At 60.5% G+C, this 20,804-nt stretch carries 19 protein-coding genes and 1 tRNA gene; 11 read left to right on the top strand and 9 right to left on the bottom strand.

Features of this window, described 5'->3' with window-relative positions:
* Positions 1-3: 3 nt before the first annotated feature.
* Entirely contained in the window at positions 4-630 is a 627-nt protein-coding gene (locus tag U1A53_RS18715; RefSeq protein ID WP_322283344.1) for a response regulator transcription factor, read from the top strand.
* A gap of 93 nt (positions 631-723) precedes the next feature.
* On the opposite strand, the gene U1A53_RS18720 is transcribed toward U1A53_RS18715, so the two are convergent.
* Both U1A53_RS18720 and U1A53_RS18725 read right to left on the bottom strand, forming a co-directional pair.
* Positions 724-814 (bottom strand) — tRNA-Ser (locus tag U1A53_RS18720).
* Between the two features lie 84 nt (positions 815-898).
* The gene (locus tag U1A53_RS18725) at positions 899-1,213 is read right to left on the bottom strand and encodes a heavy-metal-associated domain-containing protein (RefSeq protein WP_322283346.1); all 315 of its coding nucleotides are present in this window, start codon (positions 1,211-1,213) and stop codon (positions 899-901) included.
* 146 nt (positions 1,214-1,359) lie between these two features.
* Between U1A53_RS18725 and U1A53_RS18730 the strand changes: the two genes are divergently transcribed.
* The 3 genes from U1A53_RS18730 to sucD all read left to right on the top strand — a co-directional run bounded on the left by U1A53_RS18730 (position 1,360) and on the right by sucD (position 3,873).
* Positions 1,360-2,484: a hypothetical protein gene (locus U1A53_RS18730; protein ID WP_322283347.1), complete on the top strand. Its 1,125-nt coding sequence runs from the start codon at positions 1,360-1,362 to the stop codon at positions 2,482-2,484.
* Between the two features lie 21 nt (positions 2,485-2,505).
* Positions 2,506-2,874: a diacylglycerol kinase family protein gene (locus U1A53_RS18735; protein ID WP_322283349.1), complete on the top strand. Its 369-nt coding sequence runs from the start codon at positions 2,506-2,508 to the stop codon at positions 2,872-2,874.
* Between the two features lie 90 nt (positions 2,875-2,964).
* A complete protein-coding gene (gene sucD, locus U1A53_RS18740) occupies positions 2,965-3,873 on the top strand; it encodes a succinate--CoA ligase subunit alpha (protein ID WP_322283351.1) in 909 nt (302 codons plus the stop codon).
* A gap of 83 nt (positions 3,874-3,956) precedes the next feature.
* Here the strand turns inward: sucD and U1A53_RS18745 are convergent, their stop codons facing one another.
* From U1A53_RS18745 to U1A53_RS18760, 4 genes are read right to left on the bottom strand one after another with little or no spacing between them, the layout of a single operon-like run.
* Positions 3,957-4,337, bottom strand: coding sequence for a hypothetical protein (locus tag U1A53_RS18745; RefSeq protein WP_322283353.1), 381 nt, complete (start codon positions 4,335-4,337; stop codon positions 3,957-3,959).
* Between the two features lie 28 nt (positions 4,338-4,365).
* The gene (locus U1A53_RS18750; RefSeq protein ID WP_322283355.1) at positions 4,366-5,049 is read right to left on the bottom strand and encodes a hypothetical protein; all 684 of its coding nucleotides are present in this window, start codon (positions 5,047-5,049) and stop codon (positions 4,366-4,368) included.
* Positions 5,050-5,083: 34 nt separating this feature from the next.
* Positions 5,084-6,805 (bottom strand): hypothetical protein, encoded by a 1,722-nt coding sequence (locus U1A53_RS18755; protein WP_322283356.1) that lies wholly within the window; start codon positions 6,803-6,805, stop codon positions 5,084-5,086.
* A gap of 6 nt (positions 6,806-6,811) precedes the next feature.
* Positions 6,812-8,185 (bottom strand): right-handed parallel beta-helix repeat-containing protein, encoded by a 1,374-nt coding sequence (locus U1A53_RS18760; protein ID WP_322283357.1) that lies wholly within the window; start codon positions 8,183-8,185, stop codon positions 6,812-6,814.
* A 165-nt stretch (positions 8,186-8,350) separates the two neighbouring features.
* On the opposite strand from U1A53_RS18760, the gene U1A53_RS18765 reads away from it, so the two are divergent.
* Positions 8,351-9,373 carry a cytochrome c peroxidase gene (locus U1A53_RS18765; RefSeq protein WP_322283358.1) on the top strand — a complete coding sequence of 341 codons (1,023 nt, stop codon included), beginning with the start codon at positions 8,351-8,353 and terminating at the stop codon, positions 9,371-9,373.
* Between the two features lie 86 nt (positions 9,374-9,459).
* Here U1A53_RS18765 and U1A53_RS18770 read toward each other — a convergent pair whose 3' ends face one another.
* Complete coding sequence (locus tag U1A53_RS18770; RefSeq protein ID WP_322283359.1) at positions 9,460-10,686, bottom strand: DUF5722 domain-containing protein; 1,227 nt, start codon at positions 10,684-10,686, stop codon at positions 9,460-9,462.
* 211 nt (positions 10,687-10,897) lie between these two features.
* Between U1A53_RS18770 and U1A53_RS18775 the strand changes: the two genes are divergently transcribed.
* The 4 genes from U1A53_RS18775 to U1A53_RS18790 all read left to right on the top strand — a co-directional run bounded on the left by U1A53_RS18775 (position 10,898) and on the right by U1A53_RS18790 (position 14,644).
* Positions 10,898-11,554 carry a hypothetical protein gene (locus U1A53_RS18775; protein WP_322283360.1) on the top strand — a complete coding sequence of 219 codons (657 nt, stop codon included), beginning with the start codon at positions 10,898-10,900 and terminating at the stop codon, positions 11,552-11,554.
* Positions 11,555-11,657: 103 nt separating this feature from the next.
* Entirely contained in the window at positions 11,658-13,769 is a 2,112-nt protein-coding gene (locus U1A53_RS18780) for an acetate--CoA ligase family protein (protein ID WP_322283361.1), read from the top strand.
* Positions 13,770-13,846: 77 nt separating this feature from the next.
* The gene (locus U1A53_RS18785) at positions 13,847-14,017 is read left to right on the top strand and encodes a hypothetical protein (RefSeq protein WP_322283362.1); all 171 of its coding nucleotides are present in this window, start codon (positions 13,847-13,849) and stop codon (positions 14,015-14,017) included.
* Between the two features lie 9 nt (positions 14,018-14,026).
* A complete protein-coding gene (locus U1A53_RS18790) occupies positions 14,027-14,644 on the top strand; it encodes a hypothetical protein (protein ID WP_322283364.1) in 618 nt (205 codons plus the stop codon).
* A 309-nt stretch (positions 14,645-14,953) separates the two neighbouring features.
* On the opposite strand, the gene U1A53_RS18795 is transcribed toward U1A53_RS18790, so the two are convergent.
* Entirely contained in the window at positions 14,954-15,541 is a 588-nt protein-coding gene (locus U1A53_RS18795) for a hypothetical protein (RefSeq protein ID WP_322283365.1), read from the bottom strand.
* Between the two features lie 75 nt (positions 15,542-15,616).
* Complete coding sequence (gene nuoF / locus U1A53_RS18800; RefSeq protein WP_322283366.1) at positions 15,617-17,011, bottom strand: NADH-quinone oxidoreductase subunit NuoF; 1,395 nt, start codon at positions 17,009-17,011, stop codon at positions 15,617-15,619.
* A gap of 187 nt (positions 17,012-17,198) precedes the next feature.
* Between nuoF and U1A53_RS18805 the strand changes: the two genes are divergently transcribed.
* Positions 17,199-19,112 (top strand): DUF1549 and DUF1553 domain-containing protein, encoded by a 1,914-nt coding sequence (locus U1A53_RS18805; protein ID WP_322283367.1) that lies wholly within the window; start codon positions 17,199-17,201, stop codon positions 19,110-19,112.
* 178 nt (positions 19,113-19,290) lie between these two features.
* On the top strand, positions 19,291-20,574 hold the full coding sequence (locus U1A53_RS18810) for a hypothetical protein (protein WP_322283368.1): 1,284 nt from the start codon (positions 19,291-19,293) through the stop codon (positions 20,572-20,574).
* Positions 20,575-20,804 lie beyond the last annotated feature (230 nt).

Below are 20,804 nucleotides of genomic sequence, written 5' to 3' on the forward strand. Positions count from 1 at the left end.
ACCGTGCCCGCCTCTCCTATCACTCTCCTTCTTATCGACGATCACTTTGTTGTCCGTAGCGGTCTCGTGGCATCGCTCGAACTCGAAGATGACCTCAAAGTCGTCGGCGAAGCCGATCGTGGTGAAGACGCCGCCAAACTCTTTGCGAAGAAGAAGCCGGACATAGTCCTCATGGACCTCCAACTTCCCGGCATCAGCGGCATTGAAGCCACTGCTGCATTGATTCGCGAGCATCCCACCGCCCGTGTCCTCATTTTCTCCACCTTCGCCCGCGATGAAGAAATCCACGCCGCGCTGAAGGCTGGAGCCCTCGGCTACCTCCAGAAATCCTCCTCCCGCGACGACCTCCTCGCCGCCATTCGCACCGTCGCCCAAGGCGAGCGCAGTTTGCCCGCCGACATCGCCCAACGCCTCAAAGACCGCCTCGCCGAGCCCGAAATCACCCCCCGCGAGCGTGAAATTCTCACCCTGATCACGCAAGGCAACGCCAACAAGGAAATCGCCGCCACTCTCGGCATCGGCGAGGACACCGTGAAGCAGCACGTCAGCCGCATCTTGATGAAGCTCAAAGTCAACGACCGCGCCCAGGCCACGGCAGAGGCGATTCGGCGGGGTTTGGTGCAGGTTTGAATCCCAAAGAGAGAAACGTGGGCATTTTTGCCAGAGTTCCCCTCGAAGGCTGCGCCTCATCCCTCTTTTTCACTGCTGCGCAGTGACGCGAGATGGCGGACAGGGAGGGATTCGAACCCTCGGTACCGGATTAGGGTACACACGCTTTCCAGGCGTGCTCATTAGACCACTCTGACACCTGTCCAAACTCTGGCTCCTGCGAAAGGAGAGCGCGGATAGTGGCGCAGGCGAAGGCACAGGCAAGCTGATTCTGCCTGCGAGAGGCCGGTTATTCGGACTTCTTCCACGCATGCACCACGTAGGTGGAGGCGGAGGTGCCGAGAGCGGCGACGGCCTGCTCCTTGGTGAGGCTGGTCGCGGTGGTGATGACGGTGACTTTCTGCGTGCCGGGTTTGTCGCCGGCCACAATCTCTACGTTGGAGACGCCTTCGAGCTTCGTGAAGGAGGCGGTGACGTGATCCTTGCAACCAGCGCAAACCATGCCGGTCATTTCAGCGACGTAGGTGGTGACGGGCTTGTCAGCGGCGAGCACGGGCAGGGCGACGAAGGAAAGGAGAAGGAGGAGGATGGCGGGGCGTGTCATGGGGAAGCAGTGGGACAGATAAGCGATGCGTTTGTTCAGCCAAGCCCAAGTTTACGACGCGATGAGACGTTGAGGACAAAGATATTCACCGTCCGAGTTTTTTTCCTGCTTCTGTCGGCGTTTTGCTGTGTTTAGTGCTTCCAACCATGAAATCGACCCTCCTCCTGCCCGTGCTGGCCGTGCTGCTGGCCTCTCCCGCCCCCGCCCAAACGCCCGCTGCGGCGGCGGCCGAAGTCCCCGCTGCTACGGCCGATGCCTCCGCTGTGCCTCAAGTGTTGCTCACGCCGGCCCAGACCGAGCACATCCTGAAGGAACTGGAGAAGGCGCAGGCGCTAATCGGCCAGGGACGTGGTGCGATTCTTGGCGCGGCCTTGACAAAGTTCCGCGCAGCGATGGCCAGCGAGAGTGATGCTTTGGCGCTCTACTTGGACTGCTACAAGCTGGAGAACTTTGATCGCCGGGATTTGAAGCAGACGGAGTTCATGGACTGGCGTGACAAGAACGAGGCCCGGCTGAAGGACGAGGATTTCAGAAAGGGGCTGCTGCTGCAACTGGAGTACCTGGTGCTGACGATCCAGGCGCAGGGCGTCAATGATCAGAAGAAAATGGCACCGCTGGTGACGGCCTTACAGGCCTTTCTGGGCAAGGCGATCACCGCCGTGCAAGCCACGATGAAGCACACGGCCTCCGGGGCGGTGGAGGAAAAGGATGCGGGCAAAGGCGGAGCCCGCCAGGGTGGTGGTCAAGGTGGTGGTCAAGGTGGTGGCCAGGGACGGGGAGGTCCAGGCGGCGGCCCGGCCGTTGGCGGACAGCTCGGGGCGATGCTGCGCCAGCCGGTCAAAGGAACGGAGTTTACCAAGGCATATCTCCTGGAGGATTATCTGGATCGCAAGGAATGGGAGTACTCGCCGCTGAATGTGGGCGGCATTTATTCCACGGTCATTTTCCCTTACTATCTCGCGGAGAAACCGGACGAACTGCCCGCCCAGTGGGATGCCCGCATCAATGCCGAAATGGCGCTGCACAAGGCCGGGATGAGCCAGACGGAGTTTGATCTGTATTTCAAGGAGGAGGGACCACGGTTGCAATGGGCCAAAGACAACTATCTTGTGGGCAACAACATCACTGCCGTCAACGCCCTTGCCGACATGCTGAAGACCATTCAGAACAACCCCAACCACTCGGATGCCGCCGGATGGCTGGAGGAGTTCAAAGGGATATTGAAGCAAGTGGCTCCTGCGGGGACGGTCGAAACGCCCATCGGCAAGTAATTGCCGCCTCTGACGCATCGCATGCTCTCCTGGCTCGTTTCGGTGTTCCGCAGCTTCGGCCCTGCTCTGGCAGGTTTGTGGTGGGCACTGAAGAGCCAGCGCAATGTCCAGGCTCATGCCATCGCCACAGCGCTGGTGGTGGTGTTTGGCTTGGGGTTGAAGATCGAGACTTGGGAATGGTGTGCCGTGGCGCTGGCCATGGGCTTGGTGTGGGTGGCGGAACTGCTGAACACGGCGCTCGAAATGCTGGCAGACCGCGTCACGCTGGAGCGGGAGGAATCCATCCGCCGTGTGAAGGACGCCGCCGCCGCCGCTGTGCTGATGGCGGCGCTGGCGGCTTTGGGGGTAGGCTTGGCCGTTTTTGCGCCGAAACTGTGGCGGCTGCTTTGAGAATGTTCCGCCACCGCCTTGACGCAGCGGGGCAGACTTCTATGATGCGCGGCTTTCCCCGCCCCAAAACCCTCTTACCGAATCTCCCCGATGGCCATTCTCGTTGAAACTGACACTCGCATTCTTGTTCAAGGCATCACCGGCGATTTCGGTTCGCGTCATGCCAAGGCTTCCATCGACTACGGCACGCAGCTCGTCGCGGGCGTGACGCCGGGCAAAGGCGGACAGGTGTTTGAACACAGCGGCAAGAAGGTGCCGGTGTTTGACACTGTGGCCGAAGCTGCCCGTGAAACCGGCGCGACGGTCAGTGTGATCTTTGTGCCGCCGCCGTTCGCTGCGGATGCGATTCTCGAAGGTGTTGATGCTGGACTCGCGCTCGTCGTTGCCATCACTGAAGGCATTCCGATCAATGACATGATTCGTGTCAAAGCGGCCATGCAGGGCAGCAAAACCCGTCTCATCGGTCCAAACTGCCCCGGTCTGGTGACTCCAGGACGTGGTGACAAATCTCACGGCGGCTGCCGCATCGGCATCGCACCGGGTTACATCCACAAGCGCGGCAATGTCGGTGTCGTCAGCCGTTCCGGCACGCTCACCTATGAGGCGGTGTGGCAGCTCACGACCCGCGGCTACGGTCAGAGCACTTGCGTCGGCATCGGTGGTGACCCGGTGAACGGCACCAACCATCTCGACGTGCTCAAGATGTTCAATGACGACCCCGAAACCGAAGCCATCATCATGATCGGCGAAATCGGCGGTACTGCGGAAGTCGAAGCCGGACTTTGGGCCAAAGACAACTGCAAGAAGCCGATCGCCGCCTTCATCGCGGGTGCCACCGCTCCTCCCGGACGCCGCATGGGCCACGCCGGTGCGATCATTGGCGGAGCGGATGACACCGCGGCTGCGAAGAAGCGTATTTTGGCAGAATGCGGCATCGCCGTTTCCGATTCGCCCGCCGACATGGCCACCACGCTGCTGAAGCGCTGGGGCAAGGCATGATGAGTGCCCAAATACTCTCCCAAACGAAAAAGCCGAACCTCGTGGTTCGGCTTTTTTGATGCTTGGAAACTGTTGGGCTGGCTTCAGTTCCAGAAATGGAACCACTGATTCAGCCAGCCGACCACGGCCGCAATCGAGCCGATGACCAGCGTGCCTTCCATCAAAAGGCGCAGGCGTTCGCTGCGGCGGGCGCGACGCTGGGCGATTGGCACGCGGCGATGACGCCGCGCAGGAGAGGAAAGTTCCATCGGCGGCACCATGTTCACGTTGGCGAGACGGTTCTGATGCTGCAAGCGAGGGGCGGCAGTGATGTAGCACTCCAGACGGTGGATCTCGCTGTTCACTTCGACCGCACGTTTGTCGAGATGCCGCGATTTGCTGCGCGGGGAAGGTTCCTGCTTCAACTCCTGCGCGGATTTCGGACGGCGGGAGCGTACTTTGCGGTTGCCGGAGAACAGAGCCATATGCGTGGGAGGTGAGAGGTGGGCAAAATCAGAACATCAGACGAATCAGAACGATGGCGACGAGCACCGTGCCCATCAGCGGCAACGTGAAGGCGAAACCGCGACGCAGCCAGGCCAGCAGATCATCGGAATTGCCGGTGAAGGAAGACAGCACCGGCGCATCCGCGTCATCAAGACTGCTTGATCCGCTGGTCACGGCTTCCTGCGGCCCCATGGCATGCAGGCGGCGGATGCCTTTGGCAAAATCGTTTTCCGCGTCCTCGATGGCTGCCAGGGCATTGTCGAGTTCCTCATTCACCTGCGAGCGGTGCCACTTCTCAGGCTGCAACGATTTCAAAATCTCCAGGTGGCGGCGAAATTCATCGTGGGTGACCGAGAGTTCTTCGACCCGCTTCTGGGCGTCGTAGAGCTCACGTTCGACGTGACCGGCGGAGCGTCCGATTTTTTCGAGCAGATCACGCTTTCCGGCGACGAAGCGCTCCTGCTTGATGCGCAGGGCTTCGAGATGCTGCTTTTGGCGTTCGATCTCCTCCTGCTGAAGGCGGAGTTGCAGAAGCTGTTCCTGGGCGGCCTTGACCTTGAGATCGACGTTGTCGAGCGAGCCGCCGGCGGCATGGCCATCCATGAATTCAGGAGCATCTTCGAAGACGAGGAGATTCTCGTTCATGTGGCCGGATGCCGTGGCCGGAACGGGTGCTTTGCGGGTGATCATGGGAGTGCTGGAAATTATTTTCAGCACGGAAATACTACAGATGTCTTAAATATTCCAGATTTTTCGTCCGCTTCTTGGCAAAAAAATACGGGAGCCCTCCAAAAACCACGGTCAGCACAGCCAGTCCACCCAGGGCGACCAGCTCGATCCGCCCGTCATGACCCACCAAGGCTACGGCATCCTGTTTGAGATTCTGCCAGGACGGAATTACCAGCAAAGCCATCCCACAGACGATGTAAACGAAGCTGGCGATGAGGCAGACCGTACCGCCAAAGCCTGAAACGATGCGTGCCGGGTTCGATTCGCGGAAGTTCGGCACCAAGGCGCCGAGGGACAGCGCCAGCGAGGTCAGCCCGTAGCTCAGCATCAAAATGGCCGCGCTGAAGAACAGAATGCGCTTCCACGGCAACGCCAGCGACACTCCCGACACGACCACGAGCGCAATCATGAGGAGCGCCAGCACGCTGGCGCTCAAACGCAGCTTCAAAGCCAGCACACGGTGCAGCGGCAGAGGCGAAAGCCCCAGAATCCACAGCCGCTGCCCTTCGAGACTGAATTGCGGGTAGATGAAACGCGTGGTCAGGGTGGACAGCGCCAGACAGCAGACCAGCAGGTTCAGATGACTCACCACCGTGATCCAGAACGGGCTTTGCAGGTCGTAGCCCAGCTTGCGCAGGTTCATCGAATACATCAACAACAGGCCGAAGATGATCGCCGTCTGGCCCCACTGCACCGGTTCGCGCACAAAGGTGCGGACTTCCTTTACCAGCAGGGCAAAGGAGGCACGGTCCAGCGCCAGCATGCGGCGCAACCATTCGGTGACGCGTCCTGGTCGGGCACGAAACCTTGGATTTTCCGCCGCCTTGTCCGTTCCTGGCGCCGCGCTCATGATGCGGTTCCAGGCGGGGTAAAAGTGAGCGCCCGCGATGCGGGTGGTGATCACGATGCTCATCAGCGCGTAGGCGAGCAGCACGAGATTGAAAAACACCGTGCGCTCGACCATGCCGCGTCCGGCGGCCTGGATCGTCTCCGCCACCCAGGAACTCGGCAGCAGCGGGTGCATGCAGATTTCCGTATGCCGCAGGATTTGATTCAAACTCGCGCTGAGATCGCCCGAGTTCAGCTTGTCGAAACTTGAGTTCCAAACCGGCAGCGTTCGGACCAGCAGCAGCACTGCAACCGCCACCACCGGTTTCCACATCCAGCGTTTCGACCAGCGCACCAGCGCGATCAGCAGCCAGGTCGAAACATTCGCCGCAATCGTCACCAGCGACAGCAGCGCGGGCACCACGGCGAGCATGAAGCGCGCATCCGCCTCATAAATGCGCGCCAGCGCCAGCAGGATCGGTGCGCTGAGCACCAGCAGGCCCCAGCTCGCCAGCAGCATGCCTTCCAGCGTCTTCCACAGCACCAGGCTGCGTGGGGGCAGTGGCAGCGCCACCTGCCATTCCATGTCCTTCCGCCGGAACAGGCCCATGCCCGTGATCGTGGCATTCGAGATGACCAGCATCACGAAAAAGAAAAAGAACAGCAGAAACACCATCCGCTCTGTCAGCAGCGGCCCGACTAGCGGCAGCTTTGCGACGAACTCCAGCCCGCGCGCCACCAGAAAATACGCCGCGACTCCATACAGGACGAGAAACGATCCCACCGTCACGCTCAGCAGCCGGTTTTCGCGCAAACCAAAGCGCAGCTTGTGCAGCAGCATGCGCCAGTGCGCACTCGCAAGCAGGGATGTGGCGCTCGCGACGGTCATCCCGCCTCAACGTGCCTCCTGCTTGTTCCCGATGACGTTCTGTCCGATCACATTCGCCTTGCCGCCTACAAACACGAGTGATGCCTCCTTGCTGCGTTTGTCAGGCTCACGGTCATCGCGGATGATGTTCTCCGAGATCAGGCTGTTTGTCACTTTTTCCAGACGGATGCCCACGCCATCGCTGTCCAGTACGCTGTTGTGGCTGATTTGCAGTCGGTTGCCGGATTCGATGTCCACCGCCGCGCGTTTCTTCCACACGCCGGAGATCACGTTGTTGCTGATGATGCTGTCCTCGCAGCGCAGGAAGACGAGTCCGTTCTTTTCCGCATTGTCGTTGCCGTTCACGAGGTAACGGGGATTGCGGTCAAAGTTGTTGGCGGTCACCACGATGTTGCCGCTGTCCTCCACCAGCAGGTCGTGCTGGAAGCCTTCCCAGAAGGTGTTGCCCGTGATCACCACGCCGCGTGCATGGCGGATCTCTATATTGACCTGCACGTCGCTGAACACATTCGCGCTGATCGTCACGTTGCCCTCACGCGTGTGCTCGCGCCCGGCACGGCGCAGCAGGGATTCATCCGTGCCCGCGCCGATGATGCGGATGTTCGCGGAATCCGGTGATTTGTTCGTGTGCTGGATGGTGCAGCCGGTGACCGCCACCTCGCCGATGGAGCCACCGCGTGAGTCGAGCTCGATGTTTGCGCTTGGCGGGCCGTCCTTCGCGTGGTTGCCCTCGATGTCGCAGGTGCCGATGTGCAGGTTACGCACGTTCCCGCCGCGCGAAACGACGCCGCCGCCGCCGTTGTAGCTGATGTGGCTGCCCGCGATGTTTGACTGGTGCAGGTTCACATCATCGTAAAACACACCGACTCCCGTGTTGTGATAGAAATGGCACGCGGAGATCAGCACGTTGCGGTTTCGCTTCGTCAAATGCACCGCATGCCGGCACTCGCGCACCACCACGCGGCTCAGCGTGATCTGCATCGTGCCCGTGGCCTCGATCCCGTCCGCTTCGGCATGCGCTCCCACGATTTCAACGCCCTCCACCATCGGCGTACGCTCGTTGGCCCACACTTCCGGCTTGAAGGTGCTCGGTGCAGCCGAGCCTTCATGCGTGCCGATGAAATGCAGCGCCGGCCCGGCAGCGGTCATCAGCAGTCGCGCCGTGCCATCGCCGCTCAAAGCCGCGAATCCTGTCTTCGTCAGGTCCACGGTCAGTGTTTTTGTGAGCCGGTAAGTGCCCTTGGCCAGTTTCACACTGCCACCGGTGTCAAAGAGCCGCTGGATCGCCGCCGTGTCGTCGGCCTTGCCATCGCCCACCGGTTCTTGCGCCATCGAGAAACCAACCGCCACCAGCAGCAAAAAGAGAGTTTTTGAAATCATTTGTTCAGCCTAGCCGCCATGCTGCATTTTCGTCAATCACATCGTTGAATCCGGAATGAAAGCCTGCGGAGAAGAGAATCCGTCTCATCTCATGTCACGGTGCAATCACTTGAAACCATCCTCATCCGCGCCACGTATCGAGACGCGCTTTTTACCATCCATCTCATGCACCACACCACCCGCATCCTCGCCCTCGTCGCCGGATTGAGCACCGCTTCCGCTTTCGCGCAGGCTGATCTCTCCGAGGCCTTCCTCCCGATGTTCCAGCCTCTGCCCGCCCAGGTGCTGGCACCTGACAATGAACTCACCGAGGCGAAGATCAACCTCGGACGCCAGCTCTACTTTGAGAACCGCATCTCCAAGGGCGAGAAGCTCTCCTGCAACTCCTGCCACATGCTCGACAAGTACGGCCAGGACAACCTGCCCTTCTCCCCCGGCCACGAAGGCAAGCTCGGCGGACGCAGCTCTCCCTCCACTTACAACGCCGCCATCCACATCGCCCAGTTTTGGGATGGCCGTGAGCCCACCGTCGAAGCGCAGGCCAAAGGCCCTGTGCTCAACCCTGTCGAAATGGGCATGCCCAGCGCCGACTTCGTCGTGAAAGTGCTCAAGAGCATGCCCGGCTACGTCGAAGGCTTCAAAGCAGCCTTCCCCGGCGAGGCGGATCCCATCACGTATGACAACTTCGGCAAGGCCGTCGGCGCGTTCGAGCGCGGACTCCTCACCCCCGGCAAGTGGGATGTTTTCCTCAAGGGCAACAAAGACTCGCTCTCCGTCGCGGAAAAGAAAGGTTTCGCCACCTTCGCCAAGACCGGCTGCGTCACCTGCCACAACGGCCCCGGCGTCGGCGGCATGATGTATCAGAAGCTCGGTCTCGTGAAGGCCTGGCCTGATCTCAAGGACAATGGCCGTGGCGATGTGACCAAGAATGACGGTGAGAAAGGTTTCTTCAAAGTCCCCAGTCTGCGCAACATCACCGAGACCGGCCCTTACCTCCATGATGGCTCCGTGAAGGCGCTCGATGAAATGGTCAAGAAGATGGCCGAATACCAGCTCGGCAAGCAGCTCACCGACGAGGAGACCTCCTCCATCGTCACCTTCCTCAAGTCATTGAAGGGCGACCTTCCCACCGACTACATCAAGGCACCAAAGCTCCCCGAAAGCACCGCCGACACGCCGAAGGCATGACGTAGCACGGGCTTTCCAGCCCGTGTCCCATCTCCCAATCTCATCAGCCGGGCCGCAACGCCCGGCTGATTTTTTTCGGCGTTGCATCACTCATTCCACGCCTTCAATCCCGTCACTGGCAGCAGCGTATCTGCCGCCGTGCGCCATTCAGGCGTTCCGGCTTTCTTGAAGAGCTCATAAATCAGCTTCTTGCTGTGCGGATCGGCAACTGAGTTCGGCGCATTGCGCCACAATCCCAGCCGCAAGCCGCCCTCGTGGGCATGATCGACATGGCGGTGGTAGATGAAGGCATCGACGGTGGGCATTGGCTGGATTTTCTCCCACGCATAGGCGTAGGCGGCGGCTTGCAGCTTCTCACCATCCGGCGTGAGCAGCGTGTGAAAGCCCTGCTCGCTGAGGATGATTCGACGCGGCTTGCCTTGATAAAGCAGCTCGGACTTTTCGAGGTGCTTCGGCAGCACGTCGAGATTCTTGAAGGTCACTTTGATCGTGTCATCGGCGTGCGTGACGTTTTTGTCCGCCCACGCTCGTGGATTGCCCAAGTCTTCGGGATAAGGATGCCACGCGACGTTCCAATCGAAGTCACCGCGTTCGCGCGCCAGACGCGCGAAGGTGTCGAGAAAGTCGCGTCCGGGGGTCGCTTCCTGCGGGCTGACATTGTGCATGCCGATGCTCCAGTGATGATCGAAGGACAAATACACCCGCGCTTGCTGCGAATGCCTGCGGATGGCCTCATGTGCGAGGCGCACGGCCTTTTCATACTCCGACACCGCTGTTTCGAGCGGTGCGAGGCCCAGATTGTTCCAGAGGAAGTGTGAATTGGCCTCGTTGCCGATGATCCAGCCCCACACGCGGCCATGCTCGGGATGCGCGCTGCTCCAGCGCTCCGCCAGCATGCCGATCACGGCGGGAAAGAAGCGGTTCGCCGTGTTCACCGCGCCGACGGTGAACTTGTAGTCCTGCCGGTGCCCCGGATGCAGCACCACCGCGTCGATGGCCGGATTTTTCGACGGGTAGGCGATGATGATCAGGTAAACGATGATTCCCGCGTCCGAGAGTGGTTTGATCTGCCGGTCCAGCGACGCGAGGTAACCCTGGTTCCACACGAACTCACCCGCCTCCGGCTTCGACTGTGGCGAATACAGCGCGGTGATGTTCACATTGATCGTCGCATGATGAATCCCCAGCGCCAGCGCGTCATCCGTCATCTGCACTTGGATGCCCTTCACGTTTGGCGGGTTGGGAAACGGATCGGTGTTTTGGGCGCTGGCAAAACCAGCGAAAGCGAGGCAAAGAAGCAGGAGATGACGCATGAGTGACGAGCCGATCCATCCACCCACGCCCGCCGTGGAGCAACCTCAACCTGCCTGCGAACGCTGCGGCAAACCCCATGCAGTGAAATTTGGTGACGAGTTCATCTGCGATGACTGCTATGCAGCCTGTGGCTCGTGTTGTGCGGGTGAGGCGGAGTCAGACTCGACAGAATTGTTTCCAATCCAATAGTGCAGCAAAGTAATTTATCCGATGTCGATCTTAAATACCTGGAAGCCTGTTCTGGCTCCGTCCATATCCGAAGTTGTCTGCCCAGGATGTGGTGAAGAAGCAACTGCTTCCTTCCCACTGGATTTTCTCAACATCAAACCTGAAGATATTGCCTCATATCAGGATCATTACGCTCGTCATGGTAAGCGCGTGGAAATTAACACTGATCATAACGGACGTGTTATCCTTTGGTTTTTTCCTGATTTTTTCAATCAGTGGCCGAGTGGTGATCAGGGATGGCCAGGATCACTGACTCTGTGCGAGTGTGATCATTGCGGCTTTCGAGGAAAGCATCGTTACTCGACAGCTCCTTTGATCGAGCAGTGGGGTCTTGATGCTACAACTCGGATTTCGTACTGCCCGATCTGCGGCCAAGGCCCTTGGTCGGAGTCATACTCGGTGGATGAACTCGCTGGCTCATATTCGATCTGTGAAGATTGCAGTTGTGAGTACGGCTATGACGATACTCCGGGATTGCGTGAGGATTGGCTCAAAGGGGCGAAGAAACGTTTGTCGAGCAGCGAGTTAGCTCAACGCATGTCTCACATGATCATGACTTGGAACGCGCCTTTAAAACCCAAATGGATGTATCGGAGACCTCTTCCTCTTGATGCGGAAACTGGTTTATTTCTAAAGTGAACACTGCACTAAACAAAATCGAGCAAAGGGTTAATGCCAGAATGATCTCAGAACAGCGCAACTCTCGCTGAGACGCTACCGATTCACCGCGTAGAATGCGCTGATGTCTCTCGAATCCTTCTTCCAGCCGCGCAGCATTGCCTTGATCGGAGCCACGGAGCGTGTGGGCAGCGTGGGGCGGGCGATTTGGGAGAACTTGCGTGGGTTTGGCGGTGCGGTGTTTCCGGTGAATGGGAAGCGGGCGGAGATTCTTGGCGTGAAGGCGTTTCCAAACCTCGCGGCGCTGCCGGAGGTGCCGGAACTGGTGATCATTGTGACGCCAGCGGCGACGGTGCCGCAGATTGTTGAAGAAGCCGGTGCGGCGGGAGTGAAGGCGGTGGTGGTGATCTCGGCGGGGTTCAAGGAAACCGGTGCGGAGGGCGCGGAGTTGGAGAAGCGCGTGCTTGAAGCCGCGAAACGGCATGGCGTGCGTGTGATCGGACCGAACTGCCTTGGGTTGATGAATCCACATGCGGGCTTGAACGCGACCTTTGCCAGCAGCATGGCGCGGCCGGGGCGTGTGGCCTTCCTGAGCCAGAGCGGAGCGTTGTGTACGGCGATTCTCGATTGGAGTCACGAACAGCATGTCGGGTTCAGCGCGTTTGTTTCGACCGGGGCGATGACGGACGTGGGCTGGGGCGATTTGATCCGGCATTTTGGCAACGATCCGCACACCGAGAGCATCGTGATGTACATGGAATCCGTGGGCGGCGATGCAGCGGCGTTTCTGGAGGCGGCGCGTGAGGTGGCGGCGCATAAGCCGATCGTGGTGATCAAGGTCGGCCGCACGGCGGAGGCCTCGAAGGCTGCCGCATCGCATACCGGCGCGATGACCGGCAGCGATGCGGTGCTGGATGCGGCGTTGCGGCAAAGCGGCGTGCTGCGCGTGGACACAGTGGAGGAGCTGTTCGACATGGCGGAGGTGCTTTCCAAGCAACCGCTGCCTGCGGGGCCGCGTCTGGCCATCGTGACGAATGCCGGTGGCCCCGGTGCGCTAGCAACTGACGCGCTTGTTCTCGGGGGCGGCGAGGTGGCGGAGCTTTCGGACGACACGCTGGAGGCGCTGAATGAGGTGATGCCCGCGCATTGGAGCCATCACAATCCGGTGGATGTGCTAGGCGATGCGGATGCAGATCGTTTTGCCACAGCGCTGCGTGTCGTAAAAAATGACGCGAACGTGGACGGTGTGCTGGCTGTTTTGACGCCGCAGGCGATGACCCATCCGACGGCCATCGCCCGCGAAGTGGTGAAGATCGCGCAAGAGAACGGCAAGCCGCTGCTGACGAGCTGGATGGGGGCGCAGAGCGTGAATGAAGGACGCGCGATCCTGAACGCGGCGGGCATTCCGACGTATGATTATCCCGACGAAGCAGCGCAGGCCTTTGTGCGCATGCGGGAGCGGCGTTTGCGGTTGTTCTGGCTCAACGAGTCGCTCGCGGCGCATGCGGAGGATGTGGAAGAGCTGCCTTCGGTGATCGGTGACATGATCGACGCTGTGCTGAAAAGCGGACGCACGCTGCTGACCGAGCTGGAGGCCAAGCAGGTGCTGTTTGCCGCCGGGATTCCGATTGTGGAGACGCACGCGGCTTATGGCGAAGACGCAGCGGTGGCCGCGGCGGAGGCGCTGGGTTTTCCGGTGGTGGCGAAGCTGCTGTCGCCGACGATCACGCACAAAAGCGACTGCGGCGGCGTGCAGCTCAATCTTCACGATGCCGCAGCCGTGAGGCACGCATGGCGCTTGATCCGTGACAATGTGACGAAGCTGCATGACATCGCCGCGTTTGAGGGCGTCACGGTGCAACGCATGGTGACACGCCAGGGCACCGAATTGATCCTCGGGTCGAGCACGGACGCGCAGTTCGGCCCGGTGCTGCTGTTCGGCGCTGGCGGCACGTTGGTGGAGGTGTTTCAAGATCGCGCCCTGGTCCTGCCGCCGCTGAACCGGGCGCTGGCACGTCGCTGGATGGAGCAGACCAAGATTTTCAAGGTGTTGCGCGGCGTGCGTGGACGTCCGCCGGTGGATCTGGCGATGCTGGAGGATGTGTTGGTGCGTTTCGCCCGCCTCGTGCATACGGAACGCCGCATTGTGGAGCTGGACATCAATCCGCTGCTGGCGTCGCCGGAGGGTATCGTGGCGCTGGATGCGCGGGTGGTAGTGCGGGCAGAAACACGCTAAAGCGTGAACAACGTACGGGCTGAATTGCCATTTGCGCGAGGGGCATCGGGCGATAGGATGGCGGCCTCGAAAACCTCATGAAAACCGCCCCGATCCTCTTTTGCGCCGCCGCGTTCATCTTTGCCTCCGTTTCCTGCGGGAAGCACTCCTGGAAAGAAACCCAGGTGCTGCATGAGAAGTATCAGAAGCACGGCGACTCCCACGCCGCCGAAGGCGAGCACGGCAAGAAGGAAGAGGCGAAGCACTAATCGGTGCGCATGCGTCGCTACGCTGTCATCGGGCTGTTGGTGCTGGTGACCGTGGCGACCAGTTGTGTGATGCTGCGGACGTGCTGGGTGCGTATGGCGCGCTCAATCCCGTCGGTCGGCGGCAAAGATCTGCACATCCGGCTGCCGGATGGCGGGAAGACGTTTTTGCAGAAGGATAAACGCTGGGCAGCGGATCAACTGGGTGCCTCCAGCGGCACGCTGGGCAGTCACGGCTGCCTCGTGACCAGTGTGGCGATGGCCTGCTCGAATCTGGGCGTTAAGGTGACGCCGCAGGAGCTGAACACGCGTTTGAAGAAGGCCGATGGCTTTCTGCCGCAAGGCTGGGTGGTGTGGAATGCGCTGCCGCGTGTGACGGAGAACCAGATCACGGCGGAGTATCACGATACACCGAGCCATGCCGCGATGGATGACGCGTTGCAGCACGGGGCCTATCCCGTGGTGAAGTATTTCCTCCTCGGCGGCATCCAGCACTGGTGCGTTGTTGTCGGCAAAGAGGGCCAGGATTACCTCGTGCGTGATCCGCTGCGGGATGATGACAAGCCGGTGAAGCTCAGCGAACTCACCGCGAAAATCTACGCGGTGCGGGTGGTGAGGAAGGCGGAGTGAGTCTGCGCTGAATTGAATCCGTTCAGTGTCTTCAAACCCAACGGGTTTGCGTATTGCAGCCCAAGGGTGCTGAGCCTTGGCGAGGCTCCCTTGGGATCGACGAGCATCAACCATCCTTCACGTCCTTGGACCACAACGTGGTCCCGTCAGCCAGGATGGTAGCACAGAACCATGCCAGTGACGGAACCTCGTTGAGGTTCATGCTCTTATAAACGCTGGGTGCCGAATTCCCCAGGAAGCGCTCGCCAAGGCTCGGCATCCTGGGGCTGCATGACGGAAGGCCGATGGCCTTCAAATGAGGTCTCTGACTCAATTACGCCAGGAGCAGATGTTGTCGTGCCAGGTCTTGGGATCGCGATCCGGGCCGGAGGAGTAGATGATGACTTTTGCGGGGATCTGTGAAAGCGACTTTGCCGCGCCCAGGTTGGGATTCGCGATCATGTTGTCCTCATTCGTATCGAGAACGATATAGTACGGCTCGCCCCAGAGGTCGCTGAGCACCCATTCTTCGCCGTCTTGCCAGAGGCCAAATTTACGGTCTTTGGCTATGCGAAACTCAGTAAATTTGATTGTTCGAGGATTGAGTTCGGAAGTTTCCTCTCCAATCAGAGTCGGCAGCAAGGTTCCGCGGGAGCGGAAGGAGGTGTCGGCGGCTTTTGAATGGGTCTCTTCTATGGGGAATCGGTGATATTCCTCGGCGTATGAAGATACCGCCACGCTGAGGTCTTGGGCCGTCTGTAAAACTTCCATATGGAGGCCATTGACATCCGTCATATAAAAACAGCGGTTCATGCTAAGCAGGCAAAGTGCAGCCAGAATAAAAGCACCGATGGCGAGCACTCCTTTGCCAAGGCGCGAGCACCCCGCCATGCGATCAATGCGCTGTTCGTCAGTCATGGGTGTGTTTTACCCGATGACTGTCGTGAATGTCGAGTTTGCTGTTAAGCGCCGACGACTCGTCGGCGCTCCACATCAAACCACCAACCCCGCCGCAGCCACGAGCGTTTCTTCGGCCACGATTTTGCCGGCGAGGTCGGGTTTGCAGTCGCCTTTGAGTTCGTCGCGGAATTTCTTGATGAAGCTTTGGGTGGGCCAGGAGGCGGCTTCGCCGAAGGCGCAGATGGTCTTGCCTTCGATCTGGTTGGCGACGGTCTCCAGCGTGTCCACGTCGTCGGGGCTGGCGTCGCCAGCGACGATGCGGTCGCTGATTTTCTTCATCCACAGGCTGCCTTCGCGGCAGGGCGTACATTGGCCGCAGGATTCGTGGGCGTAGAAGGCGTTCAGGTTGTTGATGACCCAGGTCATGCTGCGGCTGTCATCCATGATGATGACGCCGCCGGAGCCGGCCATGGTGCCGCACTGGGCCATGGTGTCGAAGTCCATCGGGATGTCCATGATGCCGATCTCGCGGCCGTCCTTGAGCTTGTACGTCTCATCGGCACGCAGCACTTTGGAGGAACTGCCGCCGGGGATGATGGCCTTGAGCTTGCGGCCGGGTTTGAGACCGCCGCAGAGCACGTCGATGACCTCGCCCATGGTGACTTTGCCGACTTCGACTTCGTAGTAGCCGGGGTTCACGACATCGCCGCTGACGCAGAGGATGCGGGTGCCGGTGTTGTTCGGGGTGCCGAGCTTGGCGTACTCCGCGCCGCCCATCGCGATGATGTGCTTCACATGGCAGAGGGACTCGACGTTGTTCACGATGGTCGGGCTCATGTAAAGGCCGAGCGCGGCGGGGAAATACGGCGGCTTGATGCGCGGGTAGGGGCGCTTGCCTTCGAGGGACTCGATGAGGCCGGTTTCTTCACCGCAGATGTAGGCACCGGCGCCGCGATGGACGTAGATCTCGCAGTCGAAGCCGGAGCCGAGGATGTTCTTGCCGAGGAAACCTTTCGCGTGGGCTTCAGCGATGGCCTTTTCGAGGATCTTGGCGGCGTGCGGGAACTCCTCGCGCACGTAGATGTAGGACAGCTTCGCGTTCACGGCGAAACAGGAGATGGCCATGCCCTCAATCAACTGATGAGGGTCCTGATGCATGATGTAGCGGTCCTTGAAGGTGCCGGGCTCGGATTCGTCCGCGTTGCAGATGAGATAGACCGGCTTGGTGTTCGTCGGCGGGATGAAGCCCCACTTCACGCCGGTGGGAAAGCCCGCACCGCCACGACCGCGCAGGCCGCTGGCTTTCACTTCGTTGATGATGGCCGTTTTCTCCATCTTGAGCGCCTTCTTGAGCTGCTCGTAACCGCCGTCCTTCAGGTAGCACTCAATGGACGGATCGAAGCCGACGCGGTCGATGTTTTTGAAGATGAGGCGCTTCTCGCGCGCATGCGGTTCTTTGCCGGGGAGATACTGGACGGGGGAGGCCATGGGCGTCAGTATTCCAGTGCGAAAAGGCGCGGCAACCGGGATTTGTGAAAAAATTCACAAGGCGGCCAAGGAATGCCGAATGACGAATTCAGAATGACGAATGCCAGGGATGAAAGCTCTGCGGGGCGAGCGGTGTAGTTTGGGGGTGATTTTACCGGCTTTCAGAACTGGATCGAAGGTGTTGCTGATGCTGCTGGCATCGGCAGGCTTTGTCTTCGCCAAGAAAGACGAAGGGCCGAAACCGGTGCCGTGGTCCTTTGCGCCGTTGAAGCGCGTGGCCTTGCCGAAGGTGAAGGATGCGGCATGGCCGAAGACGCGGATCGACTACTTCATCCTCGCCAAGATGGAGGCCGCCGGGCTGAAACCGGTGCCACAGGCTGAGGCGCGTGTTTTGAGCCGCAGGCTGGCCTTTGACCTCACAGGGCTGCCGCCGGCCGAGAGTCCGCCGATGGCGTGGAATCGCATGGTGGATGAAACGCTGCGCAGTCCGCATTACGGTGAGCGCTGGGCACGCCACTGGCTGGATCTGGCGCGCTACACGGACATCACGCCGGACTGGCTCGATTCGACGAAGTTCTCGTACCTGTATCGTGACTGGGTGGTGCAAGCACTCAATGAGGACATGCCGTATGACCGCTTCGTCGTGCGGCAACTCGCGACTGACTTCCTGCCGGAGTGCGGGCCGAAGGATCGCGTGGCGCTGGGCTTCATCGGTCTGAGCCCGACGTATTTCAAAGAGCTGCAACTGCCGCCGGAGATCATCAAGACGACCGTGGCCGATGAATGGGAGGAGCATGTCGATGCCATCGGCCGCACCTTCCTCGGCCTCACGCTGGCGTGTGCCCGCTGCCATGATCACAAGTCCGATCCGATCACGGCGCAAGATTATTATGCGCTCGCCGGCGTCTTCGCCTCCGTGAAGCTCTCCGAGCTGCCGACGATGAGCGATGAGTTCTGGAAGCCGGTGGAGAAGGCGCGGGCGGCGGTGGCATCGCTCGAAAAGCAGATCAAGGAACTGGCGAAGAAGAAACCGAAGGACCTCAAGGAACAAACGGCGGCGATGCAGGCGAAGATCGAGGCGCTCAAAAGCAGAACGCCGCACTACAACATGCTCATGGCAAACGGAGTCGAGGAAGCAGCGCTGTTTGTCGTGAACAAGGAGAAGGAGCACGGCACGAAGCTCGATTTCAAGATGGGCATGGCCCGTGATCTGGAGCTGATGAAGCGCGGCAATCCGAATGATTTGGGCGAGACGGTGCCACGTCGTTTCTTGTCGGTCTTCCCATCCAAGACCGGCTTGCCACGCAAATTCAACACCGGCAGCGGTCGCCTGGAACTGGCGCAGGCCATCGTGGAGGATGCCGCACCGCTCACGGCGCGGGTGATCGTGAATCGCGTGTGGAAGCACCACTTCGGTCGCGGCTTGGTCGATACGCCGAGCGAGTTTGGCAATCTCGGCGAAGCACCGACGCATCCCGAGCTGCTTGATGATCTCGCCGGTCGTTTCATGGAGCACGGCTGGTCGCTGAAGTGGCTGCATCGTGAGATTTTGAACTCCGCGACGTGGCAGCAGAGCAGCGTGGCCGCCGAATCCGAGAAGCGTGATCCCGAAAACAAGCTCTACGGCCGGATGCTTCGCCGTCGTCTCGATTGGGAAGCCTGGCGCGATGCCATCCTCAGCGCCACGGGTCAGATCGACCTCAAGATGGGCGGTCAGGCGTCCGCCATCAGCGACGCCAAGAATCTGCGCCGCTCGCTTTACGGTGCCTCGGATCGCCAGGACATGGACCCGATGCTGCGCATTCACGACGTACCCGATCCCGGCGCGCACAATCCATGGCGCACGGAGACCATCACGCCCTTGCAGGGGTTGTTCGCGCTCAATTCCCCCTTCATGCAGCAGCAGGCGGATGTGCTGGGCCGTTGGGCAATGTCGCACCGCATTGAGGAGATGTATGCGCGCCTGTTTGGCCGCCAGCCGAGCGCACATGAGGCCGGGATGGCGAAAGCTTTCGTCCTTGGCCGTGAGCAGGACGCTTCCGCATGGTCGCAGTATGCGCAGGCGCTGCTGGCGGGGAATGAGATGCTGTTTGTGGATTGAGGAGGGCGGAGTCGCACAGCAACGGTCAAGCGTCGTCAAGCATGGTCAAGAGTCGAGCCTTGACCCTCTTGACCACCACTTGACGATTCCTTGACGATTCCTTGACGACTCTTGACCTCCCCGCTTTACACCAGCCCATCTCTGACCATTCATCCCCGCCCGTTTTCCGACCATCGCAATGACCACCAAACTCGATCCCAAATTCCTCGCCTTTCTTGCCGACACCGCCCAGAAACTCCAAACGCTTGAGATCGAGCCGCGCGTGCTCGCCGAAGCCGCGCCCACACTGACTGCCACCTCCGCTGAACTCAGCCAGCGCCTGATCGATCACGTCACGCAGCTCACCGCCGCCATGGAAGCCAAGGCCGCCGCCGATCTCGTGGCCAAGGAAGCCGCCAAGGCCCAGGCACTCGCGGAAAAAGAAGCGGCACGCATCGCCGCCGTGGAAGCCAAGGAAGCCGCGCGCATTGCCAAGGAAGAAGCCGCGGCTGCCGCCAAGGCGCAGGCCTTGCTCGAACTCGAAGCCATCAAAACCGCTGCTGCTGCCATCAAGGCCAGGGAACTTGCCGAAAAAGAAGCCGCCAAGGCTCAAGCTCTGGCCGAGAAAGAAGCCGCACGTCTGGCCAAAGAACAGGCGGAAGCCGAGAAGGCCGCCGCCAAAGAGCGGGCCATCGCCGAACGTCTGGCTGCCATGGTGGCCGCCGCCGAGGCCAAGGCGCAGGCGCTGGCTGAAAAGGAGGCCGCGAAAGTCGCTGCGGCGGAAGCCAAAGAAGCCGAGCGCCTCGCCAAAGAACAGGCCGCCGCCGAAAAAGCCGCTGCCAAGGCGCAGGAGCAGGCCGAGCGTGAAGCCGCGAAGATTGCTGCCGCCGAGGCGAAGGAAGCCGCCCGTCTGGCCAAGGAACAGGCGGATGCCGAGAAAGCTGCCGCCAAAGACAAGGCCATCGCGGAACGCATGGCTGCCATGGTCGCCGCCGCCGAGGCCAAGGAAGCCGCACGCCTTGCCAAGGAGCAGGCCGATGCCGAGAAGGCTGCGGTGAAAGCGCAGGCGCTGGCCGAGAAAGAAGCCGCCCGTCTTGCCAAGGAACAGGCCGATGCCGAGAAAGCGGCGGCCAAAGTGAAGGCTCTCGCGGAAAAAGAAGCGGCACGCATCGCCAAAGAGCAGGCGGAGGCCGAAAAAGCCGCCGCCAAGGCCCAAGCCCTTGCTGAAAAGGAAGCCGCCCGGCTCGCCCAGGAAAAGCGTGCCGCCGAACTCGCCGCCGCCAAGGCCCTGCAAGACGCCGAACGTCAAAAAAACAGCGCGGTCGATGAAGAAGCCAAGGCCCGCCGTGCCGCCGCCCGCACCCAGGCCATCGCCGAATACGAAGCCAAGCAGAAAGCCCGTCAGGCCGCCGCCATGGCCCAGCTCGCCGCCGACAAAGCCGCCCTTCAGGCCGAGAAGAAAAAAGCCGCCGCCAAAAGCTGACGGACGGACTGAGCGAGCCTGCATCGCCCCGCTGTGTCCCGAAAAGGGCTGCCGGGGCGGTTACAGCACGCCGTTGCCGTCCTGCAATAGAGCCTGTCAGAAAGTTTGTGTGGAGGGGCAAGACCGAGGACAGGAACAGATGAGAAGACCCAAAACGAATGAAGACCAAGCGCTTGATGAAGCGCTGGACGTATTGATCGCCAAGAGCGGCCATTCACCAGAAGCGATCA

Source organism: Prosthecobacter sp. (assembly GCF_034366625.1).
Taxonomy (GTDB): Bacteria; Verrucomicrobiota; Verrucomicrobiia; order Verrucomicrobiales; family Verrucomicrobiaceae; genus Prosthecobacter.